Source organism: Bradyrhizobium sp. USDA 376 (assembly GCF_054063675.1).
Window position 1 is genome coordinate 2,405,392 of the sequence record NZ_JBSSGN010000001.1, and the last position, 26,991, is coordinate 2,432,382.

General features: G+C 65.0%; 22 protein-coding genes and 1 tRNA gene. 9 read left to right on the forward strand and 14 right to left on the reverse strand.

Annotated features, from left to right (window positions below; genetic code table 11):
- The first annotated feature begins 150 nt into the window (after positions 1 to 150).
- Positions 151 to 1,731, forward strand: a complete 1,581-nt coding sequence (locus tag ACVJ19_RS11370; protein ID WP_453949067.1) for a diguanylate cyclase — start codon at positions 151 to 153, stop codon at positions 1,729 to 1,731.
- Between the two features lie 14 nt (positions 1,732 to 1,745).
- Here ACVJ19_RS11370 and ACVJ19_RS11375 read toward each other — a convergent pair whose 3' ends face one another.
- The 3 genes from ACVJ19_RS11375 to ACVJ19_RS11385 form a co-directional block, all read right to left on the reverse strand.
- Complete coding sequence (locus ACVJ19_RS11375; RefSeq protein ID WP_026312077.1) at positions 1,746 to 2,306, reverse strand: carboxymuconolactone decarboxylase family protein; 561 nt, start codon at positions 2,304 to 2,306, stop codon at positions 1,746 to 1,748.
- A gap of 110 nt (positions 2,307 to 2,416) precedes the next feature.
- On the reverse strand, positions 2,417 to 3,580 hold the full coding sequence (locus ACVJ19_RS11380) for a PLP-dependent cysteine synthase family protein (protein WP_453949066.1): 1,164 nt from the start codon (positions 3,578 to 3,580) through the stop codon (positions 2,417 to 2,419).
- 107 nt (positions 3,581 to 3,687) lie between these two features.
- Positions 3,688 to 4,152 (reverse strand): Lrp/AsnC family transcriptional regulator, encoded by a 465-nt coding sequence (locus ACVJ19_RS11385; protein WP_453949065.1) that lies wholly within the window; start codon positions 4,150 to 4,152, stop codon positions 3,688 to 3,690.
- A 163-nt stretch (positions 4,153 to 4,315) separates the two neighbouring features.
- On the opposite strand from ACVJ19_RS11385, the gene ACVJ19_RS11390 reads away from it, so the two are divergent.
- The gene (locus ACVJ19_RS11390) at positions 4,316 to 5,329 is read left to right on the forward strand and encodes a 1-aminocyclopropane-1-carboxylate deaminase (RefSeq protein ID WP_453949064.1); all 1,014 of its coding nucleotides are present in this window, start codon (positions 4,316 to 4,318) and stop codon (positions 5,327 to 5,329) included.
- 239 nt (positions 5,330 to 5,568) lie between these two features.
- Here the strand turns inward: ACVJ19_RS11390 and recQ are convergent, their stop codons facing one another.
- The 4 genes from recQ to ACVJ19_RS11410 all read right to left on the reverse strand — a co-directional run bounded on the left by recQ (position 5,569) and on the right by ACVJ19_RS11410 (position 10,885).
- Complete coding sequence (gene recQ, locus ACVJ19_RS11395; protein ID WP_453949063.1) at positions 5,569 to 7,434, reverse strand: DNA helicase RecQ; 1,866 nt, start codon at positions 7,432 to 7,434, stop codon at positions 5,569 to 5,571.
- Between the two features lie 287 nt (positions 7,435 to 7,721).
- Positions 7,722 to 8,465, reverse strand: a complete 744-nt coding sequence (locus ACVJ19_RS11400; protein WP_453949062.1) for a polysaccharide deacetylase family protein — start codon at positions 8,463 to 8,465, stop codon at positions 7,722 to 7,724.
- Positions 8,466 to 8,571: 106 nt separating this feature from the next.
- Positions 8,572 to 9,573, reverse strand: a complete 1,002-nt coding sequence (gene metA, locus ACVJ19_RS11405) for a homoserine O-succinyltransferase MetA (protein ID WP_453949061.1) — start codon at positions 9,571 to 9,573, stop codon at positions 8,572 to 8,574.
- A gap of 13 nt (positions 9,574 to 9,586) precedes the next feature.
- A complete protein-coding gene (locus tag ACVJ19_RS11410) occupies positions 9,587 to 10,885 on the reverse strand; it encodes an O-acetylhomoserine aminocarboxypropyltransferase/cysteine synthase family protein (protein WP_453949060.1) in 1,299 nt (432 codons plus the stop codon).
- Positions 10,886 to 11,282: 397 nt separating this feature from the next.
- Between ACVJ19_RS11410 and ACVJ19_RS11415 the strand changes: the two genes are divergently transcribed.
- A complete protein-coding gene (locus ACVJ19_RS11415) occupies positions 11,283 to 12,581 on the forward strand; it encodes a TadE/TadG family type IV pilus assembly protein (RefSeq protein WP_453949059.1) in 1,299 nt (432 codons plus the stop codon).
- A gap of 48 nt (positions 12,582 to 12,629) precedes the next feature.
- Here the strand turns inward: ACVJ19_RS11415 and ACVJ19_RS11420 are convergent, their stop codons facing one another.
- A complete protein-coding gene (locus ACVJ19_RS11420) occupies positions 12,630 to 14,204 on the reverse strand; it encodes an amidase family protein (protein WP_453949058.1) in 1,575 nt (524 codons plus the stop codon).
- Between the two features lie 251 nt (positions 14,205 to 14,455).
- On the opposite strand from ACVJ19_RS11420, the gene ACVJ19_RS11425 reads away from it, so the two are divergent.
- The gene (locus tag ACVJ19_RS11425) at positions 14,456 to 15,274 is read left to right on the forward strand and encodes a uracil-DNA glycosylase (RefSeq protein ID WP_453949057.1); all 819 of its coding nucleotides are present in this window, start codon (positions 14,456 to 14,458) and stop codon (positions 15,272 to 15,274) included.
- Positions 15,271 to 16,893 carry an amidohydrolase family protein gene (locus ACVJ19_RS11430; RefSeq protein ID WP_456739380.1) on the forward strand — a complete coding sequence of 541 codons (1,623 nt, stop codon included), beginning with the start codon at positions 15,271 to 15,273 and terminating at the stop codon, positions 16,891 to 16,893. The genes ACVJ19_RS11425 and ACVJ19_RS11430 overlap by 4 nt, the downstream gene beginning before the upstream one ends.
- Here ACVJ19_RS11430 and ACVJ19_RS11435 read toward each other — a convergent pair.
- Positions 16,890 to 17,924 carry an aldo/keto reductase gene (locus ACVJ19_RS11435; protein WP_453949055.1) on the reverse strand — a complete coding sequence of 345 codons (1,035 nt, stop codon included), beginning with the start codon at positions 17,922 to 17,924 and terminating at the stop codon, positions 16,890 to 16,892. The genes ACVJ19_RS11430 and ACVJ19_RS11435 overlap by 4 nt on opposite strands.
- Before the next feature lie 10 nt (positions 17,925 to 17,934).
- Positions 17,935 to 19,116, reverse strand: coding sequence for an MFS transporter (locus ACVJ19_RS11440; RefSeq protein WP_453949054.1), 1,182 nt, complete (start codon positions 19,114 to 19,116; stop codon positions 17,935 to 17,937).
- A gap of 98 nt (positions 19,117 to 19,214) precedes the next feature.
- Here ACVJ19_RS11440 and ACVJ19_RS11445 point away from each other — a divergent pair, with 98 nt between their 5' ends.
- Entirely contained in the window at positions 19,215 to 20,168 is a 954-nt protein-coding gene (locus tag ACVJ19_RS11445) for a LysR family transcriptional regulator (protein ID WP_453949053.1), read from the forward strand.
- Between the two features lie 7 nt (positions 20,169 to 20,175).
- On the opposite strand, the gene ACVJ19_RS11450 is transcribed toward ACVJ19_RS11445, so the two are convergent.
- Positions 20,176 to 20,265: transfer RNA gene (locus ACVJ19_RS11450), tRNA-Ser, on the reverse strand.
- 196 nt (positions 20,266 to 20,461) lie between these two features.
- Between ACVJ19_RS11450 and ACVJ19_RS11455 the strand changes: the two genes are divergently transcribed.
- Positions 20,462 to 20,803 carry a hypothetical protein gene (locus ACVJ19_RS11455; protein WP_453949052.1) on the forward strand — a complete coding sequence of 114 codons (342 nt, stop codon included), beginning with the start codon at positions 20,462 to 20,464 and terminating at the stop codon, positions 20,801 to 20,803.
- A gap of 49 nt (positions 20,804 to 20,852) precedes the next feature.
- Here ACVJ19_RS11455 and ACVJ19_RS11460 read toward each other — a convergent pair whose 3' ends face one another.
- The 3 genes from ACVJ19_RS11460 to ACVJ19_RS11470 all read right to left on the reverse strand — a co-directional run bounded on the left by ACVJ19_RS11460 (position 20,853) and on the right by ACVJ19_RS11470 (position 24,866).
- Entirely contained in the window at positions 20,853 to 22,316 is a 1,464-nt protein-coding gene (locus ACVJ19_RS11460) for a trehalose-6-phosphate synthase (protein WP_453949051.1), read from the reverse strand.
- 239 nt (positions 22,317 to 22,555) lie between these two features.
- Positions 22,556 to 23,374, reverse strand: coding sequence for a trehalose-phosphatase (otsB, locus tag ACVJ19_RS11465; protein WP_453949050.1), 819 nt, complete (start codon positions 23,372 to 23,374; stop codon positions 22,556 to 22,558).
- A 4-nt stretch (positions 23,375 to 23,378) separates the two neighbouring features.
- Positions 23,379 to 24,866, reverse strand: a complete 1,488-nt coding sequence (locus ACVJ19_RS11470) for an MFS transporter (RefSeq protein ID WP_453949049.1) — start codon at positions 24,864 to 24,866, stop codon at positions 23,379 to 23,381.
- Positions 24,867 to 25,047: 181 nt separating this feature from the next.
- On the opposite strand from ACVJ19_RS11470, the gene ACVJ19_RS11475 reads away from it, so the two are divergent.
- Positions 25,048 to 25,431, forward strand: coding sequence for a DUF3175 domain-containing protein (locus ACVJ19_RS11475; protein WP_453949048.1), 384 nt, complete (start codon positions 25,048 to 25,050; stop codon positions 25,429 to 25,431).
- 386 nt (positions 25,432 to 25,817) lie between these two features.
- A complete protein-coding gene (locus ACVJ19_RS11480; RefSeq protein WP_453949047.1) occupies positions 25,818 to 26,921 on the forward strand; it encodes an IS4 family transposase in 1,104 nt (367 codons plus the stop codon).
- The last annotated feature ends 70 nt before the right edge of the window (positions 26,922 to 26,991 follow it).

Consider the following 26,991-nt stretch of genomic DNA (forward strand, 5'->3'; position numbering starts at 1 on the left):
CGCTCTTGACCGGCCGGAACAACATTCCGGGGTCGGGCGTCAACCGATCGTTAATCCTCATCCCAAAACATCGGTTGCGTTACCCCGACGCAAGGAACCTTGCGCGACACTACGCCAACTTTTCACGTCGTTACGCGTCGGAGACTGCGAATGTCCCGCTTGGTCCCGGAACGGACGTTCCTTGCAGGGAAGATCTTCTTCAATTTCGGCCAGTCGTCGATCGATTGCATCGTACGCCGGCTGACCGAGGAGGCCGCGACGCTCGAGATGGAGAGCGGCCTCGGCGTGCCCGAGCGGTTCCAGCTCAGGCTCGCGGGGCGCGAGATTCTGGCCTGCCGCGTGGTCTGGCGATCCGATCGCCAGGTCGGGGTCGCCTTCGAGCAGCCGGGCGGCGAGCGCCCGGCGGGCGAGGAGCGGGAACGCTCGTCCGACGCGTTGATGCGCGGCCAGATGCTGGCGCTGCGCGCCGCACTCGATCATGTGCCGACAGGCATCGTGCTGCTCGACTCCCACCTCAGGGCGCGCCTGATCAACCGGTCGTTCCGCCAGATGTGGCGCCTGCCCGACGAGGTTGCCGACAGCAATCCATCCATTCTTACGCTGCTTCATCACGGACGCGACACCGGCGCCTATGAAGTGCCGGACCCCGAGCTCGATGCCCTCGTGGCAGAGCGCGTCCGTGTGATCGAGGCGGGTGATCCGACCCCGATCGATCTGCGCCGGACCAATGGCGATGTCGTGCGCGTCCAGGTCACGCCGCTGCCAGATGGCGGCCGCATGCTGACCTATACGCCCGTCACCGACATCGTGCGTACCTCCGACGAGCTGAAGCTGCTGCGGGATGCGCTGGAGAATGTTCAGGACGGCGTCCTCCTTCTCGACTCCGACTTGAACGCAACCTTCATGAACCGGCGGATGCGGCGGTTCTGGGAGGTCAGCGAAGACGAGGCGACGAGCCGGCCGGCCTATTCATCGCTGGTGCGTCGCCTGCATCGCGCCAGCGCGCCCAATCTTCCAAACAGCGAGCTCGCGAAGTTTCCGGCGCGGCGCGTCGAGGAGGTCAAGGCCGGTGATCACGTGCGTGACCTGCAGACGCCGGACGGCCGCCGCATCAGGGCCCATTGCACCACGATGTCGAATGGCGGGCGCATGCTGACCTATGTCGACATCACCGATCTGACGCAAAAGGCCGCGATGCTGGAGACGCTCGCCACCACCGATCCGCTCACCGGCCTCTACAACCGCCGCCACTTCCTCGAGAACCTCGATGCGGAATGGAGCCGCTTCCAGCGCTACTATCGCTCCGTCTCGGTGCTGATGCTCGACATCGATCACTTCAAGTCGGTCAACGATCGCTACGGCCATGCGGTGGGCGACGCCGCGATCAAGGCCGTTGCGGCCGCCTGTCTCGACGGCAAGCGCAAGTCGGACATCGTCGGCCGTCTCGGCGGCGAGGAATTCGCCATTCTGCTGCCCGAGACCAGCCTGTCCCGGGCGAGGACGGTGGCCGAGCGCATCCGCAAGCGCGTGATGAGCACGCAGGTCCTTGCCGAGAAGATCCAGTTCGGCCTCACCGTCAGCATCGGCATCGCCGAGGCCACCGCCAGCATGTCCGGCATCGACGCGCTGATGGGCGCGGCCGATCATGCGCTCTACCAGGCCAAGAGCGAAGGCCGCAATCGCTGCATCGCCTGGGCGCCCCCGCCGCCTGCAAGCAAGGCGGCGGAGTGATCGACGCAAAGCGTCTACTCCGGCACCGGCACGTCGAAGGTGTTGAGCGTGACCGAGACCATGCAGTAGACGCCGACGAGATAGGACAGCTCGGCCGCGCCGTGCTCGCCGAACTCCTTCACCGCCGCGCGATAAGTCAGCTCCGGCAGCACGCCGCCGCTCACCAGAGCCGAGGCCATGTCGTAGGCAACAGCTTCCTGCTTGGTGAGATCGACCGGCCGCTGGCCGGCGACGATGGTCGCGAGCTTCTCGTCGGAGAGACCACGCTGCTCGGCCACCAGCACATGGGCATACAGCTCATAGCCGGAGCGGAAATGCGAGCCGGTGACGAGGATCGCGACCTCGCGCACGGCTGCGGGCAGCAGCGGGTTCGACGCGATCGCCTTGACCAGCTCCCACACCGGCTTGCCGAAGCGCGGCTCGCGGATCCAGGGATTCCAGGGTCCCAGCAGCGCGCCGTCGTCGCGCATGTTCACAAAGCCCTTGAAGTGGTCCTTGATGCCGGCCTGCATGTCGTCATAGAGCGGCTTCTGTTCGGCGGTCAGATCCTTGGGATCGAGAATGGGGAGGCGCACGGCGGGATCTCCTCGTTGAGAAGAGGCGAGGCTCGCCCGCATGCCTGCGCAAGGCAAGTGAAGTTGCCGTGACGACCGTGCCATTTCGCAAATCGTAAGGCGACGCTCGGCTATGATGCCGTGGGGCTTCGTACGCTCTGGGGATTGACGACGTCGTCGACGTCCAGCGTCAGCGGCTCACCTGTCGCAAGGAACGACGCCAACGCCGCCTCGAACGGCGCCGGATCGAGGCCGCGCGCTTTCAGCCATTCCGGCTCGTAGTAAGTCTGCCGGTAGCGCTCGCCGGAATCGCAGATCAGCGTCACCAGCGATCCAGTCACATCTGCCTTGCGCATCTCCGATGCAAGCCGGCACAGCGCCAGGAAGTTGGTGCCGGTGGAGCCGCCGACCACGCGGCGCAGCCGGCGCGACAGCACGTTCATCGCCGCGATCGTCGCCGCGTCCGGGATCTTCATCATGCGGTCGACCACGCCGGGCACGAAGGACGGCTCGCAGCGGGGACGGCCGACGCCCTCGATCAGCGACGGGCGGTCGCAAACATGGGAGCGGTCCTGCGAGCGGAAGCAGTCGAAGAAGGCGGAATGCTCGACATCGGCAACGCACAGCCGCGTCGGATACTGGCGATAACGCAGATAGCGCCCGATGGTGGCCGAGGTGCCGCCGGTGCCCGCGCCCATCACGATCCAGTCCGGGATCGGCTGCGGCTCGCCTGCCAATTGCGTGAAGATCGATTCGGCGATGTTGTTGTTGCCGCGCCAGTCGGTGGCACGCTCGGCGAAGGTGAACTGGTCCATGTAATGGCCGTGGAGCCGGGCGGCGAGCGCGGCGGCCTCCGCATAGAGCGCGCGGCCGTCGTCGATTAGATGGCAGTTGCCGCCGTAATGCTCGATCGCAGCGATCTTCTCGGCCGAGGTCGTGCGCGGCATCACGGCATAGAAGGGCACGCCGATCATCTGCGCGAAATAGGCTTCCGATACCGCCGTCGATCCCGACGATGCCTCGACCACGGGCGTGCCTTCGCGGATGTGGCCGTTGCAGAGCGCATAGAGGAACAGCGAGCGCGCCAGGCGATGCTTCAGGCTGCCGGTCGGATGCGTGGATTCATCCTTGAGATAGATGTCGATGCCTGATAGCGCCGGCACGATCAGCCGGATCAGATGCGTGTCGGCGGTGCGGCACTGGTCGGCCTCGATCGCGGCGACGGCCTCGTCGACCCAGCCGCGCCGATAGGCCGGCCCGGCCGGATTGTGCTGCCGGAAGGGGAATGTCTGCATCGCATGAATCTCTCATGATGCGGATCGCGCATCAAGTGCGCTGGATTTTTGTTTTGACGCGTTTTCTGACGCGAACCGGTTTCCACTTCGCTGGAAAACGCTCTGCTTCAAAACTCCAGCGGCGCGTTGTCGACGACCTCCTTCATCACGAAGAAGGTGCGGGTCTGGCGCACACCCGGGAGCGCGATGAGCTGCTCGCCATGGATGCGGTTGAAGTCCTCCATGTCGCCGACCCGGATCTTGAGGAAGTAGTCGAAGTCGCCGGCGACGAGGTGGCAGTCGAGCACGAATTTCAGTTTGGCAACCGCCTGCTCGAAGATGGCGAAGCTCTCCGGCGTCGAACGGTCGAGCACGACGCCCACCATCACCAGCGTGCCCTTCGCCACCTTCTTCGGTGCCACCATGGCGCGGACCGCGGCGATGAAGCCGTCCTCGAACAGGCGCTGGGTGCGGCGGTGGCAGGTGGCGGGGCTGATCGCGACCGTTTCGGCCAGCTCGGCGTTGCTCAGCCGGCCGTTATTTTGCAGCAATCTCAATATCTTAAGATCGGTTCGATCGAGTCTGGCGGCCATGGAAGAAACTTCCATAAACTTAGAATAGAATGGAAGAAATATTAGCAGATGGCGCAAACTACGCAAGAAGACGCACAATATTGGCGCAGTATTTGAGAGCACATTTCCCTGCAGCGATGCTAGCCAGATCCCAGCCACCAACGCCAAACGGGATCACCTGACCATGCTGGAAAAATTCGCGCGCTACCCGCTGACCTTCGGCCCGACGCCCATCGAGAAGCTGGAGCGGCTGTCGAAGCATCTCGGCGGCAATGTCGAGATCTATGCCAAGCGCGAGGACTGCAATTCCGGCCTCGCCTATGGCGGCAACAAGCTGCGCAAGCTCGAATACATCATCCCGGATGCGATCGCCTCCAACGCCGACACGCTGGTGTCGATCGGCGGCGTGCAGTCCAACCACACCCGCATGATCGCCGCCGTCGCCGCCAAGATCGGCATGAAGTGCCGCCTGGTGCAGGAAGCCTGGGTGCCGCACGAGGACGCCGTCTATGACCGCGTCGGCAACATCATGCTGTCGCGCATCATGGGCGCCGACGTGCGCCTCGTCGACGACGGCTTCGACATCGGCATCCGCAAGAGCTGGGAGCAGGCGATCGAGGAAGTAAAGGCGGCGGGCGGCAAGCCCTACGCGATTCCCGCCGGCGCGTCCGTGCACAAATATGGCGGTCTCGGCTATGTCGGCTTTGCCGAGGAAGTGCGCAAGCAGGAGAAGGAGCTCGGCTTCAAGTTCGACTACATCATCGTCTGCACCGTCACCGGCTCGACCCATGCCGGCATGCTGGTCGGCTTCGCCGCCGACGGCCGTGCGCGCAAGGTGATCGGCATCGATGCGTCCTTCACGCCGGCGCAGACGAAAGCGCAGGTGCTCTCGATCGCGCAGAACACGGCCAAGCTCGTCGAACTCGGCAAAGAGATTGTCGCCGATGACGTCGTGCTGATCGAGGATTACGCCTATCCCGCCTATGGCGTGCCGTCGGAAGAGACCAAGGAAGCCATCCGCCTCACCGCGCGTCTCGAGGCCATGATCACCGACCCCGTCTACGAGGGTAAGTCGATGCAAGGCCTGATCGACCTGACCAAGAAGGGCCATTTCGAGAAGGGCGCGAAGATCCTCTACGCTCATCTCGGCGGCGCGCCGGCGCTGAACGGCTACGGCTACGCATTCCGGAACGGGTGAGATAGCGTAACTCTCGCCTCATACACCTGTGTCGTCCCGGGCAAGCGTCAGCGCAGACCCGGGACCCATAACCACAGGGAGTGGTTTGGCGAAGACTTGCAGTTCGGTACTCCTACCGATCGCAATCGACAGATCACGCGGTATGGATCCCGGATCTGCGCGCGCTTTGGGCGCGCTTGTCCGGGATGACGATGTGGGGGGAGTTGTGCGCACCAGCAGCCGCGGCAGCTGTGCCCATTCTACCGCGTCCTGATGATCTGCAGCAGATCGTCGCCGTAGTGCTCGAGCTTCTTGTCGCCGATGCCCGGCACGTTGCGCAGCTCGTCCAGCGTGGTCGGCCAGGCCCGCACGATGCCGTCGATGGTGGCATCGTGCAGCACCACATAGGCCGGCACGCCGCGCTCGCGCGCGACGTCCGAACGCCAGGACCGCAGCCGCGCGCGCAATTCGGGATCGACGTCGCCCTGGGGCGCGTTCGCCGCGGGCGCAAGATCGCCGCGGCGGGATTTTGCACGGCTGGAACGGATGCGGGTGCCGGGCGCCTCCTCGCGCAGCCACACTTCCGTTTCACCGCGCAGCACGCCGCGCGCGGACTCCGTCAGCTTCAGCGCGCCATAGGCCTCGCTGTCGCTCTGCAAATGGCCCATCGCCACGAGCTGCCGCAGCACCGTGCGCCACTGCTTCTCGTTGAGCTCGCGCCCGATGCCGAACACCGAGAGCTTGTCGTGACCGAACTGCGTGACCTTCTCGGTCAGGCGCCCGACCAGCACGTCGATCAGGTGCATCGCGCCGAAGCGCTGCCCGGTGCGATAGGCGCAGGACAGCAGCTTTTGCGCCAGCACCTTGCCGTCGCGCATCTTCGGCGGCGTCAGGCAGTTGTCGCAATTGCCGCAGGTGTCGGCCGTCACGACCTCGCCGAAATAGGCGAGCAGGCGCTTGCGCCGGCAATGCGGTGTTTCGGCAAGGCCGACCAGCGCGTCGAGCTTGCCGATCGAGACCCGCTTGAAATCCTCGGACCCCGCCGACTCGTCGATCATGCGGCGCTGCTGCACGATGTCGGAGAGGCCATAGGCCATCCACGCCGCCGACGGCTTGCCGTCGCGGCCGGCGCGCCCCGTCTCCTGGTAATAGGCCTCGATGCTCTTGGGCAGGTCGAGATGGGCGACGAAACGCACATCGGGCTTGTCGATACCCATGCCGAAGGCGATGGTCGCGACGATGACGATGCCGTCCTCGTTGAGGAAGCGGTCCTGGTTGCGCGAGCGGACGCTGCTGTCGAGACCGGCATGATAGGGCAGCGCGGCAATGCCGGCCTCCTCGAGCGCGGCGGCAACCTCCTCGACCCGGTTGCGCGACAGGCAATAGACCACGCCGGCGTCGCCCGTATGACGCTCGCGGATGAACTCCTTGAGCTGCGACACGGCGTTGCGCTTGTCGACGATCTCGTAGCGGATATTGGGCCGGTCGAAGCTGGAGACGAATTGCGGGGAACCGGCAAGCTGGAGCCGCTCGACGATCTCCTTGCGCGTCAACTCGTCGGCGGTCGCGGTGAGCGCGATGCGCGGCACGTCGGGAAAGCGCTCGGCGATGATGGAGAGACCGACATATTCCGGGCGGAAGTCGTGTCCCCATTGCGAGACGCAATGGGCTTCGTCGATCGCGAACAGCGCCACCTTCGCCTGCGCCAGCAGCGACAGGCAGCGCGGCGTGACCAGCCGTTCCGGGGCGACATAGAGCAGATCGAGATCGCCTGCGATCAGGCGGCGTTCGACGTCCGAGGCCTCCTGCGGCGACAGCGACGAGTTGAGCGCGGCGGCATTGACGCCGGCCTCCAGCAGGCCCGCGACCTGGTCGCGCATCAGGGCGATCAGCGGCGAGACCACGATGCCGCAGCCTTCGCGCAGCAAGGACGGCAGCTGGTAACACAGCGACTTGCCGCCGCCGGTCGGCATCAGCACGAGGCAATTGCCGCCGCCGGTAACGTGCCGGATGATGTCGCCCTGTGCCCCGCGAAACCCAGGCAGACCGAACACCGAATGCAGCACCGACAGCGCGTCGCGGCCGTTGGCCGGCGCGGGCAGCGGAGCGGTGGAAGGAGCGTTCATGGGTGTATCGGAGCGAGGCCGTGGGATTCGTCACAAGGCCAGTCGCATGCTGGCGTCGCCGTGGCAAGACTGTTTGGAGGGCTTGCACCGCTGCTTCTTCTCCCTCTCCCCGTTCTTACGGGGCCGCGACGAGCTTCGCTCGCGCTGAGAGGGTTGGGGTGAGGGGCTTCTCTCCACTCATGAACCGCCGATGGACCTGTCCCCCCTCACCCGGATCGCGCCGGACGATGCTTCGCATCGCCGGGGGCGATCCGACCTCTCCCCGCAAGCGGGGAGAGGTACAGCAGCTACGCCCCGATTCGCCGCAGCGCTTCCGCGACCGTCACGATCGGCATGTTGCGCTTGCCCGCCGCCTCCAGCGCATGGCGCATCAAATGCGGCGTGCAGCCATAAGGGCTCGGCGCGTTGGCGATATCGTGGCTGTAGAAGATGAGCCAGCCGCCGCTTGCGACCGCCTGGTCGAAATAGCGATCGACGCCTGTCTTGTCGATCTCGCAATCGACCAACGGCGAGGCGCGCAGGAACTGGAGGTCGATGACGTCGCGGTTGACGCCGGGAAGAATGCCGCGCGCCGAGCGGAACGCCTTCGCCAGCTGCGGCTTGCGCCAGACCGAGGCGATCCCGTAGGGGTAGGCGAAATTCTCCAGCGTGATCGAAGAATCGATGCCGCGGAAATGGCTGCGGTTCCGCTCGATCTCGCGGGCCATGGAGGCTTCGTCGAGATCGGCCGAGCTCTGATGCGAGAAGGTGTGGCAGGCAATTTCGTGGCCAGCACGGTGAAGCCGCACGATCGCGTCGTTCGACAGCCCATGCCAGTGATCCGACGGCTGATCGATCAGGCTGCCGGCGATGTAGTACGTGCCGCGACCGCCATGCGCCTCGAGCAGCAAGGCGCCCTCGCCGGCGGCACTATCGGGAGCATCGTCGAAGGTGAAGCTCACCATCGGCGCATGCGCAGGCAGCCGATGCGGCGCGGCGCGAAAATGCCGGGCCAGCCGATTGCTCACGCGTCCCTGGAGTGCCGACCACACGACAGCGTTTCCTGTGATTCCGTATGTCTCTACTGAAACATTCGTGCGCTGGCTGAGGCAAGCCTAACGCTTTGGTAATCCTAACGCGGAACGAATGCCCTTTGGCCTAGCGCGCCAGGACCGAGGCATCGGCTTCCGCGCCGAGATATTGCAGCCAGTTGCGAAAGAGCGCCGCAGCCGCGCTGCCGGCGGCGATATCGGCGCGCAAATGAAGCGCCGGCAGGTCGTTGGTCAGCGCCGGATGGCGCTCGTGCCTCGCCCGCTTCTCAAAGCGAGCCAGCTTCTCTTCGGTGACTGCGTCAAAATAGCTCACGGGCGCATGCGGGTAAGTCTCGCGCTCGCGCGCGAGGTAGCGGCCGATGTCGCGCAGATATTCGCGCTGGAGCGACAGCGCATCATATTCCGGATGGCCCTGGAAGAACACGAAGCGGCTGGCATATTGGCGGACGAAGACGTCGACCCCGGCCTCAGCCGAGCGGGTCAGCACCTGGTAGCCGGCCTGCACGAGGTCGCTCTCGACGATCTCGTTCAGGCGCGAATGCGAAACCTTGAGCGGTGCAGGCACCGCGTGCGTGAGGGAATCGCCCACCACCGCTTCGCAGTCGAAGATGCCGTGACATTTGGCCGGCAACCGGCGCCGCTCGATGCCGTCGAGATGCAGCACTGCCGCGTGTGCGGCGAGGCATGACCAGATCGTCGAGCGCGTGTTGGTCCTGGCCCAGTCGATCAGATCGGTGAGGTCGCGCCAATACGGTTCCTGATGCAGCTCGGGCGCGACCGGCTCGGCGCCGGTCACGATCAGGCCGTCGAATCGCCCGCGCTTGAGATCCGCAAGATCGGAATATTCGCTTTCGACATGCCATTTCGCTTCCGGCGAGCGCTTCACCGACGGCAGCGAGAAGCAGTGGAAATGGATGCGGCGCGGGCCTGCGGCGGCCTGGAGCAGCTTCATGAACTGCCGCTCGGTCGCCTTCAGCGCCGGATCCGGCATGTTGTTGATCAGTCCGATGGAAAGTTCGGCGCCGGCATGGTCGCGCGCCAGATCGCCCTCGGCCGGCACCAGCGCCGGGCTCGATATGCCTTGATCCCTGTCGATCAAGATCGTCATCCGAGCCGTCCGCCTACTCCGCGGCCTCAAGGCGCGACGGACAGGCGTTTTCCAGTGCCTGGTCGATGTCCTCGATGATATCAGAGGAATGCTCGATGCCGATCGACAGGCGGATCGTCTCCGGCAGCACACCGGCGGCGCGCTGCTGCTCCGCCGACATCTGGCGGTGCGTGGTCGAGGCCGGATGGCAGGCCAGCGACTTGGCATCGCCGATGTTGACGAGGCGCGTAATCAGCTTCAGCGCATCATAGAAGGTCTTGCCGGCTTCCATGCCGCCCTTGATGCCGAAGGTGAACAGCGACGAGGCGTTGCCGTCGAGGTATTTCTGGACCAGCGGATAGTAGGGACTGTCGGGAAAGCCGGTGTAGTTCACCCAGGCGACGCGCGGGTCAGTCCGCAGAAACTCGGCGACCTTGCGGGCGTTCTCGACATGGCGCTCCATGCGCAGGGCCACGGTTTCGATGCCCTGGAGCAGCAGGAAGGCGTTGAACGGCGACAGCACCGAGCCCATGGTGCGCTGATAGACGCTGCGCGCTCGCTCGATATAGGCGGTCCGGCCGAAGCGCTCGGCATAGACGAGGCCATGATAGGAGGCGTCCGGCTTGTTGTAGGCGGGAAAGCGGTCGGCGTGCTTGGCCCACGGAAAATTGCCGGAATCGACGATGGCCCCGCCGAGCGTGGTGCCGTGGCCGCCCAGGAACTTGGTCAGCGAGTGCACGGCGATATCGGCGCCGTAGTCGAACGGCTTGAGCAGGATCGGCGTTGCGACCGTGTTGTCGACGATCAGCGGCACGCCATGCGCATGCGCGATTTTCGCCAGCGCCTCGATGTCGCAGACGTTGCCGGCGGGATTTCCGATCGTCTCGGCGAATACCGCGCGAGTGTTCTCGTCGATCAGCTTTTCGATCGCCTCGGGCTTGTCGCTTTCGGCGAAGCGGCCGGTGATGCCCTGGCGCGTCAGGATGTGCGAGAGCAGCGTGTGCGTGGTGCCGTAGAGTTGCGGCACGGAGACGATGTTGCCGCCGTGATCGGCGACATTGACGAAGGCGAAATGCAGCGCCGCCTGGCCGGTCGCGACCGCGAGCGCGCCGACACCGCCCTCGAGCTGGGCGATGCGCTTCTCAAGCACCGCGCTGGTCGGATTGGCGATGCGGCTGTAGCGGAAGCCTTCGGCCTCGAGATTGAACAGGGCCGCGCCGTGATCGGCGCTGTCGAAAGCGTAGGCTGCGGTCTGGTAGATCGGCACGGCGACCGCGTGCGTGGTGGCTTCGGGTTCGTAGCCGGCGTGAATAGCGATCGTCTCGTTGCGCATCGTGCCACCTCCGCGTGGGGCGGGCCGCACTTATGGGCCTGTATGAGGCGCGTGCGTTGTCCGCCGTTCCTCTGTTAGAGGCGGGTGGTAAAGCGGACAATAATTCGCTTAGAGATCGAGGAAGTAACCCTAACGGTTGTTGGTGAATTGGCTGAAATCCGAGTTAAATTGGATTAATGAATTGATGCACCATGGCGGCCCTGCCGGAAGTGCCGCCCGCTTCCGTTCCGCAACGGCGCGGCACGAGCCCCCGCCCCAATCGTTTCGCAACGTCTCTCAAAGCTCCGGCGACACGATCCGCAATCAGCGGACACGAACGATCACGCCACGGTCAATCGTTGCGTAAGTTCGTCGATTTTACGCTGGCGCATCGTTTCCTGCTTTGGGATATGCCGGCTTGACGAACGCCAACAGAGGTCACCTGCTCTCGCGCTTCGTCTCCGACCGACGCGGCAACATCGCCGTCATCTTCGCGCTGGCGCTGGTGCCGCTGCTGTCCTTCGTCGGCGCGGCCGTCGACTACTCCCTCGCCGCACGGGCGAGAACGAAGCTGATCGCCGCGCTCGACACCGCCGTGCTGGTCGCTACCGCAAAGAGCGAGATCACCAAGAGCGCCTCGGCCGCGCAGAGCGACGCCCTGAACACCTTTACCGGACAGATGTCCGCGTACGGCCTGGCGACGGGCTCGGTGACCATCACCGTGACCGACAGCGTCACCACGCGCACCGCCACGGGAACGGCGGCGTCGTCGGTGACGACCTATTTCATGGGAATCCTGGGCTACAAGACCCTGGGCTTCTCGGCCACATCGAGCGCTGCGGCCTCGCTGCCGTCCTATATCGACTTCTACGTGCTGCTGGACAATTCGCCGTCGCAGGGGCTCGGTGCCACCACGGCCGACATGACCGCGCTGCAGAACGCGACATCCGACAGCTGCGCCTTCGCCTGCCACGACATCTACACGTCGAGCTCGAAGAAGACCAAGCAGACCAAGAGCTATTATTCGATCGCCAAGAACCTCAGGATCAAGATGCGGATCGACCTGGTGCGCGACGCAACGCAGTCACTGACGGACACCGCGACCGCAAGCCAGCTCGTCAGCAACCAGTACCGGATGGCAGTCTACACCATGGGCAGCGATTGCGCCTCGATCGGCCTGACGACGATCTCGGCGCTGACCTCGAGCCTTTCTTCGGTGAAGACGGCGGTTTCCGCCGTCGACCTGATGACGATTCCCTACACCAATTACAACAACGACATGTGCACGGATTTCGACGGCATCCTGTCGTCGATGAACGGCGCGATCCCGACACCCGGCGACGGCTCGTCGTCCTCGCCGCAGAAATGGCTGTTCTTCGTCTCGGACGGCGTCGCCGACTACTACTACCCGTCGAGCTGCAGTCAGACCGTGATCAGCTCGTCGGGCCGATGCCAGGAGCCGCTGACGACGACGATCTGCGACACCATCAAGGCGCGCGGCGTCAAGATCGCCGTGCTCTACACCACCTACCTGGCGATCACCAACAACAGCTGGTACAACACCTACATCGCACCGTGGCGCAGCTCGATCGCAACCAAGATGCAGGCCTGCGCGACGTCGGGCTATTACTACGAGGTCTCGAGCGACTCGAGCATCACCGACGCGCTGAACGCGCTGTTCCAGAAGGCGATCGCCGCCGCGCATCTGACCAACTGATCGGCCCCCGCGGGCTCCGCGCGTAACGCGGAGCCCTTGCGCATGGCATCAGGCCATCGTCTCCCAGAGACGATGGGCGATCACCCCGGCACGCTTCTCGATCGCCGCTGCGGCATCGAGCGCGAGGTCCTCGCGATAGCGGCCGGCAATGAGCTGCACACCGATCGGCTGGCCCCCGTGGACGGCGACCGGCACCACCGCGCCGGGCAGGCCCAGCACGTTGATCGCGGAGATGAAACGAATCTCGCCCCAGAAGATCTCCTGCACGCGCTCGGCGCTGACGGTGTCGTCGCGCGGGCCCGGCGTCGGCTTCACCGTGGTCGGCGCGAGCACCACCGGGTACTCCTCGAAAAACAATTGCCAGGCGCGGATGTGGCCGTTGCGCGCGGCCGTCGCCTGCATCCAGGCCTTGAGATCGAGCCCATTGGCCTTGGCCCTCATGCCGCCCCAGGCCTTGTGGAAGTCCTCGGTCGTGACCTTCAGCATGCTGGCCTCCTGCATCACCACCGTCTCGTTGGTGATGATGTCGCACCAGGTCTGCCAGACGCCGTTGATATCGGGCACCTCGACCTCGCTGACGCGGTAGCCGGAACGCTCGAGGTGATCGGCGGCCTGGCGCAGCGCCGCGCCGACCTGGGGATCGACGTCCATGTCGTCAGGGATCTTCGCCAGCGCGACCTTGATCGGCCCCTTCGGCTTTGGCCCGATCAGCGGCGCCGGCACCCACCAGGGGTCGCGCGGGTCACGCTGGCTCATCGCCTCCAGCGCAAGGCGAACGTCGGCGACGTGACGTGCGAGCGGGCCCTGCGCCGACATCAGATGCGCCAGCATCGGCCGCTCGGCCGTTGCGCTGCCATTGAAAGCGGGGATGCGGCCCTGCGTCGGCTTGATGGTGGCAACGCCGTTGCAATGCGCCGGCCAGCGCAGCGAGCCGCCGATGTCGTTGCCGTGGGCGATGGTGCCGATGCCGGCGGCAACCGCCGAACCCGCGCCGCCGGACGAACCGCCGCAGGTGATGTCAGGATTCCAGGGATTGAGCGTCAGCCCGTGCAGGGGATTGTCGGTGAAGCCGCGGAAGGAGAATTCCGGCGTGTTGGTGAGACCGATGACGATGGCGCCGGCCTTCTTCAGGTTGCGGACGACAGGTGAATCCGACGGCGCGATCAGATCCTTGTTCGCCGGCACGCCGTTGAAGTTCGGCCGGCCCTCGTAGTCGACGTTCTCCTTGATGGTGATGGGCACGCCGTGCAGGAGGCCGAGCTCGCCGCCCCTGGCGCGCTGCTTGTCGGCCGCATGCGCCGCCTTCAACGCCTCCTCGCCGAGATCGACGACGACCGCATTCAGCCGGGGATTGACCGCGCGCATCCGGTCCAGATGCGCCTCGACCGTCTCGACGGCGGAGATTGCACCGGAGCGGATCGCGGCCGCGGTCTCGACCGCGGACCATTGCCAGACCGGCCCCTTGGGACGGCGTGCCGTGACCGATTTGTTCGATGCGGCCTTCTTGACTGTCGTCTTCGCGGTTTTCGCGACGACGCCCTTTCGGGCGGTGCTCGTCTTGTTCGAGGTCTTCGTTACCTTCTTTGAAGTCGTTTTCTTCTTGGCTGCCGCCTTCTTCGCCACGTCGCATCTCCCAAAAATTGCGCCGCGGAGGTTATGGAGGTCACGCGACCGTGTACAGGTGCGTTTCTGCATGGCCCGTTGTCGCGACGCTCTGTCACGCCCGGTGACGAAGCGGCAGACAATCGTGAACCTTTGGCGATCTGGCTCGACCCATATACTGGTTGAGTGATTTAGGACATGACCGCCAAGATTGCCGCATAAGCAGGTTCAGTGACGCAGCTATTTTGACCTCGACGGATTGGAGCATTGCCATGCTCACGGAGTTCGACGGCGGATACGGCGAACAACCCTTTCGCGATCTGTGCACCAACTACCCCGGCCCTGAAGCCTACGACCCTCACGATTTCCGCATTGAATGGGGGCCGATCTTCCATCGCGGCCGGCTCGACGGATCGGCGCGCGTGCTTGTCGTCGGGCAGGACCCCGCCCAGCATGAGACGATCGTGCGCCGGATCCTGGTCGGCACCGCGGGCCGCCGGACGCAAGGCTTCCTCGCCAAGCTCGGCATCACGCGGAGCTACGTGATGGTGAACACCTTCCTGTACAGCGTCTACGGGCAGAGCGGCGGCTCCAAGCACAAGAACGAACCCGGCATCGTCGACTATCGCAACAGATGGTTCAAGGCCGTGCTCGGCACGGGCAACATCGAGGCCGTCGTCTCGCTTGGCGGCCTTGCGGACGAGGCCTGGAAGGCGTGGCTGAAGACGGCCGATGGCGGGGCCTACAAGGCCCTCGCCTATCAGCACATCACGCACCCGACCTGGCCGGAAAGCTCCGCCCATGATGCCGCGACGCAGGCCGCCAATACCAAGACCATGCTGACCAAATGGAATGCGGCCCTCGCCGCGCTCGCGCCCAGGATAAAGCATCCCGACGTCCAGACATCGCTCGTGCCCTATGGCGATGCCTTCAAGGCATCCGAACTCGTCGACATCATCGCCAAGGACTTTCCGGCGGGGCTGCCGGCCTGGATGCGCAGAGACACGCCATGGGCCGTGCGCCAGGGCGCCGACGCGGCCGCTAAGCGGCGCAACATCACGATCACCATCCCTGACGGAGTGATCCCATGAGCCCGGCCGCAGGCCCGAAGCGCTGGGCGCTGAGCGGGCGGATCGTGACGATGGCCGCCGAGGGCGATGTCATCAAGAGCGGGACGATCTTCATCGAGGATAGTCGCATCGCCGCGGTCGTTCCGAAGGGAGAGCCGGCGCCCGCGGGCTTCGAAGCCGTCGCTCCGGTGGCGACCGGCGGGACCATCTATCCCGGCCTGATCGAGCTGCATAATCATTTGAGCTACAACATCCTGCCGCTCTGGCAGGTGCCGCAGCTCTACGGCAATCGCGACCAGTGGCAGAACGCCAAATCCTACAAGACGTCCGTGACCGGCCCGATGAGCGCGATCGCGCTTGCCGATGACGGCTCGCTGCTGCCGGCCCTCGTCCGTTATGTCGAAGCCAAATGCATGGTCGCGGGAACGACGACGAGCCAGGGGATCACGCTGTCGAACTGGAGCGGCACGATCCACAAATATTACAAGGGTGCGCTGCGCGCCGCCGAGATCGGCAGCCCGCCGGATCTGCCGCGCGCCCACTCCAAGATTCCGGACATCGACGCCGAGGACTGGGCAAAGTTCGACAAGGAGCTCAAATCGTCATCGTGCTTCCTGCTGCACCTGAGCGAGGGCATCGATACCAAGGCGCACAGCCACTTCCTCGCCCTGCGCAACCCCCAGGGAGACTGGGCAATCGAACCGTCGCTGGCCGGCATTCATTGCACGGCGCTGGACGCGACCGACTTCGGAACGATGTCCGAAAATCATGCCAAGGTCGTCTGGTCGCCGCTGAGCAATCTGCTGCTCTACGGCAAGACGACCGACGTCGCCGCCGCACGCACCGCCGGCCTCACCATCGCGCTCGGCTCGGACTGGTCGCCGTCAGGCAGCAAGAACCTGCTCGGCGAGCTGAAGGCGGCGAAGGTCGTGTCCGCACATTTCAGTCTCGGCTTCAGCGACTACGACATCGTCTCGATGGCAACGCGCAATCCCGCCTCGATCCTGAAGTGGGATGCAAAGCTCGGGACGATCGCCAAGGGCAAGTTCGCTGATCTCCTGGTCGTGAAGGGCGTGACCGGCGATCCCTATGCTCACCTCATCAAGTCGCGCGAGAAGGATGTCGTCTTCGTCACGATCGGCGGACGGCCGCGCTACGGAATGAAGACGGTGATGCAAAAGGCGGGCGGAAGCGGTGAGGCCCTCAAGATCGGCAGCAGCGCACGGATGATCGACTTCTCCTCGCCCGACCAGGATCCAGGGATCGAGAAAGTCACACTGGCAGAGGCGACGACCCGCCTGAAGGCCGCGCTTGGCGATCTCGGCACGCTGCAACCGCAAAGCCTCGCCATGAGCGATGCGATCGCCCGCGGAACGGTGTCACGCACCGGCTGGCGCCTCGCGCTGGACGAGCAGTTCGGCAACAATGTCCAATTGCGCCCGCGGCTCGAATATAATGGCGTCCGCACCGGTCCCGACCTGGCGGCGGTGGCCGTGACCGACGAGCCGCTGCATCCGATCAAGCTGGATGGCCTCACCGTGGCGGGCGATCCCGTCTTCCTGGACACGCTGAAGAGCGAGTCGAATCTTCCCGACGGAATCGCAACGGCTATCGCGGCGTTCTATCAGTCACCTGGCTAGACCAGGGGCGGGTTCAACCGCGCAAAGCCCTCCTGGATGCGGTAGGGATAATAGGGATAGGGCGGCATCACCGCGCTGGCCTCGTCGAGACGCTTGATCTGATCCGCGCTCAACGACCAGCCGACCGCACCGAGATTGTCGCGCAGCTGCGCTTCGTCGCGGGCGCCGATGATCACGGAGGAGACCGTGGGGCGCGACAGCAGCCAGGCGATCGCGATCTGCGGCACGGTGCGGCCGGTCTCCACGGCAATTGCGTCCAATACGTCAACGACGGCGTAGAGGCGCGCATCGTCCACGGGCGGGCCGAACTGTGCGGTGGCGTGCAGGCGGCTTTCGTGCGGCAGCGGCTGGCCACGCCGGATCTTTCCGGTGAGCCGGCCCCAGCCCAGCGGGCTCCAGACCAGCGCGCCGACGCCCTGGTCGCGTGCGAGCGGCATCAGCTCCCATTCATAGTCGCGGCCGAGCAGCGAGTAATAGACCTGGTGCGCGACATAGCGCGGCCAGCCACGCCGGTCCGCGATGGCGAGCGACTTCATCAGCTGCCAGCCCGCGAAATTCGAGACGCCGACATAGCGCAGCTTGCCGGCGCGCACGAGCGTATCGAGTGTGGACAGCACCTCCTCGATCGGCGTGAACGCGTCGAAGGCATGGAGCTGAAGCAGGTCGATCGTGTCGGTGCCAAGCCGGCGCAGCGCCGCATCGACCGAGGCAAGCAGCCGCTGCCGCGACGAGCCGGCATCGAGCGGGCCGTCGCCCATCGGCAGGCTCATCTTGGTCGAGATCAGCACCTTGGCGCGGCGGCCCTTGATCGCAGCACCGAGGATCTCCTCGGAGGCGCCATTTGAATAGACGTCCGCGCTGTCGAACAGATTGACGCCGGCATCGAGGCAGATGTCGACCAGCCTGCGCGCCTCCTCGCTGCCGCTGCGGCCCCAGGCGGAAAACAGCGGGCCCTGGCCGCCGAACGTGCCGGTGCCGAAGCTGAGAACGGGGACCTTGAGCCCGGAAGCGCCGAGATTGCGGTATTGCATGATCGCTCTCCTATTCCGCCGGGCACGCCGCGACGACGGCCTGCCTGCGGTCGAGCTGGAGACTCCACAGCGCCAGCACGAGGCCGATGACGGTGATGGCGGCTGCGACCAGCGGCAACGCCGAGAGGCCGAGCCCGCGGTCGATGGTAACGCCGCCGGCCCAGGCCCCCAGCGCGTTGCCGAGATTGAACGCGGCGATGTTGAGGCTGGAGGCGAGCGTGCGGCCGCTCGGGCCGGCAGCCTCCAATACGCGAAGCTGGAGCGGCGCGACGGTTGCGAAGGCGGCGACGCCGAGCAGCAGGATCAGCACGACGCTGACAATCTTGACCGATAGCACCGCGGCAAGCCCGAGCAGCACGAGGGCGAGCGCGGCGAGCGTGCCGATCAGCGCGCGCGCAAGGCCGCGGTCGGCGAGCTTGCCGCCGGCGACGTTGCCGATCGCGAGCCCGACGCCGAACACCAGCAGGATCGGCGACACCGCGGCCTCCGAAAAGCCGGTGAAACGCGTCAGGATCGGCTGGATATAGGTGAAGACGACGAACAGGCCGGCAAAGCCGAACACGGTCATGGCAAGACCAAGCAGCACCTGCGCCTTGCCGAGCACGGCAACCTCTTCAGCGAGCGAGATCGGCTTGTCGCCCTTGCCGACATGACCGGGGACGAGCGCGGCCACCACGGCAAAGGCAATCACGCCGATCACCGTCACCGCCCAGAACGCCGCGCGCCAGCCGAGCATCAGGCCGAACCAGGCGCCGAAGGGCACCCCCAGCAGCGTTGCGACCGTGAGGCCGATGAACATGGTCGATATCGCCGAGGCGCGCTTGTCCTCGGCGACGAGGCTGGTGGCCACCACCGAGCCGACGCCGAAGAACGTGCCGTGGGCGAGCGAGGTCAGCACCCGCGCCGCCATCAGCAATTCGTAAGTGGGCGCCAGCGCGCAGGCCGCATTGCCGAGCGTGAAGATCGCCATCAGCGCCAGCAGCACGGTTTTGCGCGGCATTTTGCGCGTCGCCAGGGTGAGGACCGGCGCCCCCACGAACACGCCGAGCGCATAGCCGGAGATGAGCAGGCCCGCGACCGGCACGGAGACGTGCATCTCGGCGGCGACCTGCAGCAAGAGGCCCATGATGATGAATTCGGTGGTGCCGATGCCGAAGGCACCGGCGGTGAGCGCGAGGACGGCGGGAGGCATGCGTTGCTCCAATGGATGAGACGGGCCACGCAGATAGCTGCACCGCGGCAAAACCATTAGAATGTCCGCAATCCAATCATTTGTGATGTGAATTCAACATGGCCCGTTTCGACACCAACCGCTCCGCCGAGATGGAGGTCTTCGTCCGCGTCGTCGACCTCGGCGGCTTCACCCAGGCCGCGCGCAAACTGCGCCTGACGCCGTCGGGCGTGAGCAAGCTGATCTCGCGGCTGGAGGCGCGGCTCGGCTCACGCCTGATCAACCGCACCACGCGCAAGCTCACGCTGACGGAGGAAGGCCAGGCCTTTTACGACCGCGCCGTGCGCATCCTCGGCGAGATGGAGGAAGCCGAGCGCGAGGCCGCCTCGGGCGCCGCGCCGCGCGGCCGTCTCACGGTGAACAGCAACATCCCTTTCGGTATGCTGCACATGATGCCGCTGATCCCTCGCTTCCTCGAACAGCATCCCGAAATCACGCTCGACCTCGTGCTGACCGATACGCTGATCGACCTGATGCAGGAGCGCGCCGACGTCGCCATCCGCGTCGGACCTCTGAAGACGTCGCGCCTGATTGCGCGCAAGCTCGGCACCAGCCGCATGGTCGTGGTCGGCGCGCCGAATTATCTCGCCCGCTTCGGCACGCCGAAGACACCGGCCGATCTCGCCGATCACCGCGGCATCGGCTGGACCTTTCCGCGCATCCGCGGCGGCTGGCCATTCCGGCGCGGCGACCGCACCGAGGAAGCCGTGCCGCCGCCGGTCGCACGTGCCAGCGACGGCGAAGTCGCCCGCCGCCTCTGCCTCGGCGGCGTGGGACTAGCCCGCCTCGCACTCTTCCATATCGGCCCCGACATCGAAGCCGGCCGCCTCGTGCCGGTGCTGCAGAGCTACAATCCCGGCGACCGCGAAGACATCCACGCGGTCTATGTCGGCCACACCGCGCCGCTCCCCGCCCGCGTGCGCGCCTTCATCGATTTCCTCGCAGAGCACGTAAAGGTAAGCGATCCCGCGCTGAAACGGGCGGGGGATGGGAAGTGGAAATTGGTGGGATGAGGCCAACTGGCGGAGAGAGTGGGATTCGAACCCACGGTACGGTTTCCCGCACACACGCTTTCCAAGCGTGCGCCTTAAGCCACTCGGCCATCTCTCCGGAGCGCCCTCTCTTGAAGGGGCGCCGGTGATTTTGCAAGGGATCGCGGGAGAATCGGGTGAATTTTCCGTAAGATGTTGTATTTAAACAATAATATGAAGTGTCAACCGGCCCCACGGAACCGCCGCGGGCTGAACCGGAGGCGGGTTTGGCGCGACGATTCACCTGAGGCCACCAAACACCAACCGGGGACGCCATGACCATCCGCAAGACCATCGCCGCACTGAGCCTGATTCCGGCCCTCGGCTCCGCCTTTGCCGTGCCGGCGCTGGCCCAGGTCTGCACCCGGCAAGGCGTGGATGTCAGCTGCGACGACGGCCGGCGCGGGGTGCTGTCGGGCAATGCCATCCCGTGGCCGGACGGGACGCGCTCGAGCTCGACGCCGCATCAGAGCGTCATCATCGGCAACAAGAGCTCGATACATGTCGGCCCCGGCGTGTTCGTCGGCCAGGGCAAGGGCGTGGTGCCGCTGGACGATCCCAACGCGCCGAACAAGCGGCAGTGCGCTCTTCTGGAGGGCGTGTCGTATTGTTATTGAGGCGGTCGTTTTTCACCTCTCCCCGTAAGAACGGGGAGAGGGAGAAGAACTAAATCAACCGCACGCCCGATATCGCCGACTTCAGCCAGCGCAGCGCCTGCGGCGGCTGGGCTGCGAGTGGCGCGACGGCCGCCTTCTCGGTGCGGCACTTCTCCAGCCTGGTGACGAAATCCGCCGACCATTGCTGGATGGTGTGGCCGCGCAGCTTCTTCATCATCGCGTCCCAGCGCATCTTGCGCTCGGTGAGCGGCATCGCGGCCGCGATCGCGATCGCGCGCGCCATGCCGTCGATGTCGTGCGGATTGACCTGCAGCGCGGCGTCGAGCTCGTTGGCGGCACCCGCAAATTTCGACAGCACCAGCACGCCGGGATCGGACGGGTTTTGCGCGGCGACATATTCCTTGGCAACGAGGTTCATGCCGTCATGCAGCGGCGTCACCACGCCGACCTGCGCGGTGCGATAGAGGCCCGCGAGCACGGCCTGGCTGAAGCCTTTGTTCAAATAGCGGATCGGTGTCCAGTCGACTTCGCCGTGGCGGCCGTTGACGTCGGTGACGAGGCGCGCGACCTCGTTCTGGAGATTGCCATAGGCCTCGATCGCGCCGCGCGAGGGATTGGCGATCTGAAGCAGCGAGATGCTGCGCGAAAACTGCGGCTGCTCGGTCCAGAGCCGGTCGAACGCGCTGATGCGGTTGACGAGGCCCTTGGAATAGTCGAGCCGGTCGACGCCGATCGCGAGCCGCTCGCCATTGAGGCTGCGGCGCAGCCGCGACACGTCGGGATGCGATGCCGACTTGGCGGCATAGGCTGCGAATTTTTCCGCATCGATACCGATGGGGAAGACTTCGCAGCGCGTGCGACCATACTGCGAGATCACGACACCATCTTCGATGGTGAGACCAAGCTCGCCGCCAACATAACCGAGAAAATTCTGGCGGTCCTCCTCGGTCTGGAAGCCGAGCAGATCATAGGCCAGCATCGCCGTGATCAGCTCGCGATGATTGGGCACGCCCTGCATCACCGCGGTCACCGGCCAGGGCGTGTGCAGGAAGAAGCCGATCGGATCGTCGACGCCGAGTTCGCGCAGCTCCGCGCCGAGCGCGAGGAAATGATAGTCCTGCACCCAGAACGCGGTTCGGGCCTTGCGGAAACGCATCAAGGCGCGCGCCATGAAGGCGTTGACCTCGCGATAGCTGACATAATCCTCGCGTGAGACGCGGATCAGATCGCTGCGCGAATGCAGGGCCGGCCACAACGCCGAATTGGCAAAACCTTCGTAATAGCCGCCGTAATGCGCCGCCGGCAGATCCAGCGTTGCGATCGCGCCTGTCCCCAGCGCCTCGATCTCGGCAAACGGTTCCTTCTGATGGCCGTCACGCACGCGGCCTGACGATCCCACCCAGATGGCCCCTGAATGCTCGACAACGGGAAGCAATGCCGCGGCCAGACCGCCCGTCATGGGCTCATTGGGCTTGCCGCGGGCGACGCGATTTGAAACGACGACTAAGTTCACAGGTCGTCCCCTCCTGTTCATTCCACCCCGTTTAACTGCCGTTCATCAATATGGTTCCTGTCATGATTTCTTCGGATTGAAACCAAAATCGGGCATGCGCGTTGGAACTGGATTCGCCTGCGGAACCCGGAAATTTCACTGCAAAGACAGGATTTGCGGCCTTGCGCGCAGCATGCATTGCGGCGCGCAAAGGTGCCGTGCCGACTGCATTGTGTCTGTGACGTGGCGCTGCCTTCGTTTCACCTTGGATCGAGCAGGCGCGCAAGGAACATGCGTACATCGGCCGGCGCATCGAAGTGACCGTTCACGCCCATGGCGCGGCGGCCGACCGAGAAGGCGAGCCCGTCCATGTCGGGCATGATCGCGAATACCGTCTCATCCGTGACGTCGTCGCCGATGAACAGCGGGCGGCGCCCCCTAAAAGGTTCATGTTTCATCAATTCGCGCACGCCGCTCGCCTTGGTGAAGCCGGAATGCTTGATCTCGCAGACGAACTTGCCCGGCAGCACTTCAATGGGCGCGCTGGGCAGGTCGGCGCGGATCAACGAGACGGATTCGTAGATCGCCTTTTCCGCATGCGGCGCGAGGCGGTAATGCAGTGCCAGCGAATAGCCCTTGTCCTCGAGCAGAATGCCGGGCGAAAGCTTGGCGATCGCGGCGAGCCGCCGCTTCAGCTCCTTGTCCAGCGGCGGCGCGTGCACGTCGTCCGCTTCACTGTCCACCGACAGCCGCATCTCCGCGCCGTGGCCGGCGACGGCGCGGAAGACGTCGGGTGCGAAGATCAGATCGATGTCGTTGAGCGAGCGGCCGCTGACCAGTGCCAGCGCTCCGGAGGTGCGCTCTGTCAGCCGGTTGAGCGTCTCCGACAGGCCGGGCGGCACCCACACCTCGCGCGGCGTCGGCATCAGGTCGAGCAGCGTGCCGTCGATGTCGAGCAGGATCGCGGTCTCGTCGAGATGCGGGACGAGTGCATGCGGCACCGGCACCGAGTCGGGCGCGTCGTCGTCAAGCATGGTGCGCTTCTCGTCCAATGCCATATCCGCAAGTTCCGATTTCATCAGTCTACTCCATAAAGGCGAGAGGCCGCGCGATTTGTTCGAGCGATTTTCGTTCCGCGGAGACGGCGTAGCGCCACGCGACGATCGCAGCCGCGATCATCAGGAAGGCCCCCAGCAGATAGCCGGCGAACACGCTGGTGCGCGATCCCGTATCGATCAGCACACCGAACAGCGCAGGGCCGATCACGCCGCCGATGCCGGTGCCGACCGCATAGAACACCGCGATCGCCAATGCGCGCACTTCGAGCGGGAAGGTCTCGCTGACGGTGAGGTAGGCCGCGCTCGCGGCGGGCGAGGCAAAGAAGAAGATCACCATCCAGGCGATGGTCTGCCCCTGCGCACTGAGCGCGCCGATCGTGAACAGATAGCCCGAGAGCGCCAGCAGCAGGCCGGAGATGCCATAGGTGAACATGATCATGGTCCGCCGTCCGAGCGTGTCGAACAGGCGGCCGAGCAGCAGCGGGCCGAGGAAATTGCCGGCGGCAAAGGGAAGCAGGTACCAGCCGACATGATCGGCGCTGATCCCGTAGAAATCGGTCAGCACCAGCGCGAAGGTGAAGAAGATGGCGTTGTAGAAGAACGCCTGCGCGCTCATCAGCACGAGGCCGACCAGCGCGCGCTGGCGATAGACGGAAAACAGCGTATGCACGACCTCGCGAATCGGCGTGTGATCGCGCATCCTCAGCCGGATCTTTGTGAAGCCTCCGCCGCTCGCATCGTGGTCAGGCCCCATCACCGAGCGCTCGATGTCGTCGACGATGGCATGGGCCTGGTCTGGCCGCCCGTGGATCATCAGCCAGCGCGGGCTCTCCGGAATCCACATCCGCATCAAGAGCACGACGAGGCCGATGGCGGCACCGATGAGATAGGCGAGGCGCCAGCCGAGATCCGGGCCCATCAATGCGGGATCGAGCAGCACGATGGCCGCCACCGCGCCCATTGCAGCGCCGATCCAGAAACTGCCGTTGATGACGAGATCGGTCCAGCCGCGATAGCGCGCCGGCACCAGCTCCTGAATGGTCGAATTGATCGCGGTGTATTCGCCGCCGATGCCGGCGCCGGTGAGGAAACGGAATAGTGCGTAGCTCGCGACATTCCATGACAGAGCGGTCGCGGCCGTCGCCGAGAGATAGACCGCGAGCGTGATGAAGAACAGCTTTTTGCGGCCGATGCGGTCGGTGAGCCAGCCGAAGCCGAGCGCGCCGAGCACGGCGCCGGCGAGATAGGCGGAGTTGGCGATGCCGAGATCGAGATTGGAGAAGTGCAGCGAAGGACTCTGTTTCAGCGCGCCGGAGAGTGCGCCGGCAAGCGTGACCTCGAGCCCATCCAGGATCCAGGTGATGCCAAGCGCCAGCACGACGCGGGTGTGAAAGCCGCTCCACGGCAGCGCGTCGAGACGCGAGGGAATGCTGGTCTCGACGATGCGATCGGTCGCGGCCGCCACAGGGACGGCAGGTCCGTAGTTCAGCGCTGGGGTTTGCTGCAATTCCATCGGGTTGTTGGATCCGACCAAAGGAAGCGGCCCCGGTTCAGATGACGTGGACGGGGCGATCCGATCATCGGGGTGCGGCATTCCGCCTGCCACCTGCGACAACGTCTGCAGCGATGTCCGGTTCCCGCAGGAACAGTCTCACGGGCCGTCCGTTTGCGGTGGAGCCGCAAGGAATTGACGCATGGCTCATGCCAGAAAGACGACACATTCGCGAAAGAGCGGCGCGCACAAAACTGTACGCCGAAAGACCAGTGCGAGACGTAGCACCGCGCGCAGGGGGACGAAGCGCGCGACGCCGAAGCGCTGGTCGCAGCGCGTGACCAAGGAGAGCGACGCGCTCGACCTCAAGCAAGGCGTCTTCAAGCTGACGAGTGCAAAGAAGATCGCGGCCTCGCTGAAGCGATCGGCCGAGCACAGCTCACGCCGCAAGGCCGGCGCCTATCGCTCGGCGCTGTCGATGCTGACGTTTTACATCAACCGCGCCGGCAAGACGCTGCCGAAGACCCAGCGCTCGCGGCTGGAGCGCGCGAAGGTGGAGCTGAAGCGGGCGTTCGGGAGGGAGTGAGGTTTGCGCTCTCTACTCCGCTGTCGTCCCGGCGAAGGCCGGGACCCATAGCCACAGGATCGCGTTTGACGAAGACTCGGAGTTACCAGCTCGCGCCACAACTTCTTCCTGGGAGTATGGGTCCCGGATCGGCGCGCGCTTCAGGCGCGCTTGTCCGGGACGACAGCGGAGTATGAGGCGACGGCCCAAGAGCATCAGTCGTCGTCCTGGACAAGCGAGCGGAGCGAGCGCTGATCCAGGACCCATTACCACGGGACCTGGTTTGGTGAAGACTCGGAGTTGTCAGTCTTCGTCCAACTGCTCGTTGGGGTAATGGGTCCTGGCTTTCGCCCATGGGCGCTAAAATAGGGTTTGCGCGTTGGATTCGCTTGTGATTCCAAATTGGGATGGCACACGAATCGCTTGTGAACGAGGACTGGGCGCGTGTTGTCGCCCGGCTTGGCGGCGCCGAAGCGCTCAACGTTAGCGCGCGCGAGACGAAGGCGTTTGTCCGCCCGCGGGAGATCAGCAATGCGGTGGATTTGCTGCGCTTGATCCTGGCGTATTGCCTTGGCGAGCGAGGTCTGCGGTTGACGGCGGCATGGGCCGCGTCGGTGGGCCTTGTCGATATCTCCAACGTGGCTCTGTTGTATCGGTTGCGTCAGTGCGGAGATTGGCTGGCGAAGTTGATAGGCCAAGCACTGGCGAGCGGTGCGCCGAAGGCGAGCCACGGCCGCCTGATCCGCATTGTTGACGCCACGACGGTCCCGAAGGCTGGGACGAGCGGCAGGAACAAGAACGCGGTGTGGCGCATACACAGCGCGTTCGATCTTCCGCAGGAGCGCTTTGGTCACTTCGAGCTGACCGATCAGCGAGCGGGCGAGACGCTGGACCGGATACCGGTGATTGCCGGCGAAATCCGTCTTGGCGACCGCGCTTATCTGCAACCGGAGCGCATGGCACGTCTCGTCGATGCCGGCGCGGACTTCGTGATCCGGTCCGGCTGGAAGAGCGCGCGTTGGGTTGATGCCAAAGGTGGTCTGGTCGATCTGACGGCCGAACTGCGCAAGGCTTCGGCATGTGGCCTGATCGATCGACCGATCTGGATAAAACGCAAGTCTGGCGCACCGCTGCTCGCTCTGCGCCTGGTTGCCGTCAGGAAGCCGGCGCAAGCGGCCGCGGTCGCACGACGCAAGGCGCGCCGAACGGCACAAAAGGGAGGCCACCAGCTCTCCAGGCAAACACTTGACGCCGCAGATTGGGTGATCCTGGTGACCTCGCTCGCACCGGAGGACTTCTCAACGAGCGATGTCCTTGCCCTCTATCGGCTGCGATGGCGCATTGAACTCGGCTTCAAGCGGCTCAAGAGTTTGATTGGCCTGAAGGGCCCTCCCGGAACTGACGAGCGGTCCGCCAGGCCCCACATCCTCGCTCATCTGCTGATCATTCTCCTGCTCGAGCCACTCGTCGACGAACTCGAGGACTCTCCCCGCTTGGCCGAGGCCGCCTGACCCGTCCAGGGACCTGGCGTCTGCTCCGCCAACTCGTCGCCTCGCTTCGACAAGCAATCATGCCCCAACC

What these genes read in the sequence shown, in the direction of transcription:
- ACVJ19_RS11370 (WP_453949067.1), top strand. Translation starts at nt 151, where the DNA reads ATGTCCCGCTTGGTCCCGGAACGGACGTTCCTTGCAGGGAAGATCTTC.
- ACVJ19_RS11380 (WP_453949066.1), bottom strand. Translation starts at nt 3,580, where the DNA reads ATGCAGACATTCCCCTTCCGGCAGCACAATCCGGCCGGGCCGGCCTAT.
- ACVJ19_RS11385 (WP_453949065.1), bottom strand. Translation starts at nt 4,152, where the DNA reads ATGGCCGCCAGACTCGATCGAACCGATCTTAAGATATTGAGATTGCTG.
- ACVJ19_RS11390 (WP_453949064.1), top strand. Translation starts at nt 4,316, where the DNA reads ATGCTGGAAAAATTCGCGCGCTACCCGCTGACCTTCGGCCCGACGCCC.
- recQ (WP_453949063.1), bottom strand. Translation starts at nt 7,434, where the DNA reads ATGAACGCTCCTTCCACCGCTCCGCTGCCCGCGCCGGCCAACGGCCGC.
- metA (WP_453949061.1), bottom strand. Translation starts at nt 9,573, where the DNA reads ATGACGATCTTGATCGACAGGGATCAAGGCATATCGAGCCCGGCGCTG.
- ACVJ19_RS11410 (WP_453949060.1), bottom strand. Translation starts at nt 10,885, where the DNA reads ATGCGCAACGAGACGATCGCTATTCACGCCGGCTACGAACCCGAAGCC.
- ACVJ19_RS11425 (WP_453949057.1), top strand. Translation starts at nt 14,456, where the DNA reads ATGCTCACGGAGTTCGACGGCGGATACGGCGAACAACCCTTTCGCGAT.
- ACVJ19_RS11430 (WP_456739380.1), top strand. Translation starts at nt 15,271, where the DNA reads ATGAGCCCGGCCGCAGGCCCGAAGCGCTGGGCGCTGAGCGGGCGGATC.
- ACVJ19_RS11435 (WP_453949055.1), bottom strand. Translation starts at nt 17,924, where the DNA reads ATGCAATACCGCAATCTCGGCGCTTCCGGGCTCAAGGTCCCCGTTCTC.
- ACVJ19_RS11440 (WP_453949054.1), bottom strand. Translation starts at nt 19,116, where the DNA reads ATGCCTCCCGCCGTCCTCGCGCTCACCGCCGGTGCCTTCGGCATCGGC.
- ACVJ19_RS11445 (WP_453949053.1), top strand. Translation starts at nt 19,215, where the DNA reads ATGGCCCGTTTCGACACCAACCGCTCCGCCGAGATGGAGGTCTTCGTC.
- ACVJ19_RS11455 (WP_453949052.1), top strand. Translation starts at nt 20,462, where the DNA reads ATGACCATCCGCAAGACCATCGCCGCACTGAGCCTGATTCCGGCCCTC.
- otsB (WP_453949050.1), bottom strand. Translation starts at nt 23,374, where the DNA reads ATGAAATCGGAACTTGCGGATATGGCATTGGACGAGAAGCGCACCATG.
- ACVJ19_RS11470 (WP_453949049.1), bottom strand. Translation starts at nt 24,866, where the DNA reads ATGGAATTGCAGCAAACCCCAGCGCTGAACTACGGACCTGCCGTCCCT.
- ACVJ19_RS11475 (WP_453949048.1), top strand. Translation starts at nt 25,048, where the DNA reads ATGGCTCATGCCAGAAAGACGACACATTCGCGAAAGAGCGGCGCGCAC.
- ACVJ19_RS11480 (WP_453949047.1), top strand. Translation starts at nt 25,818, where the DNA reads ATGGCACACGAATCGCTTGTGAACGAGGACTGGGCGCGTGTTGTCGCC.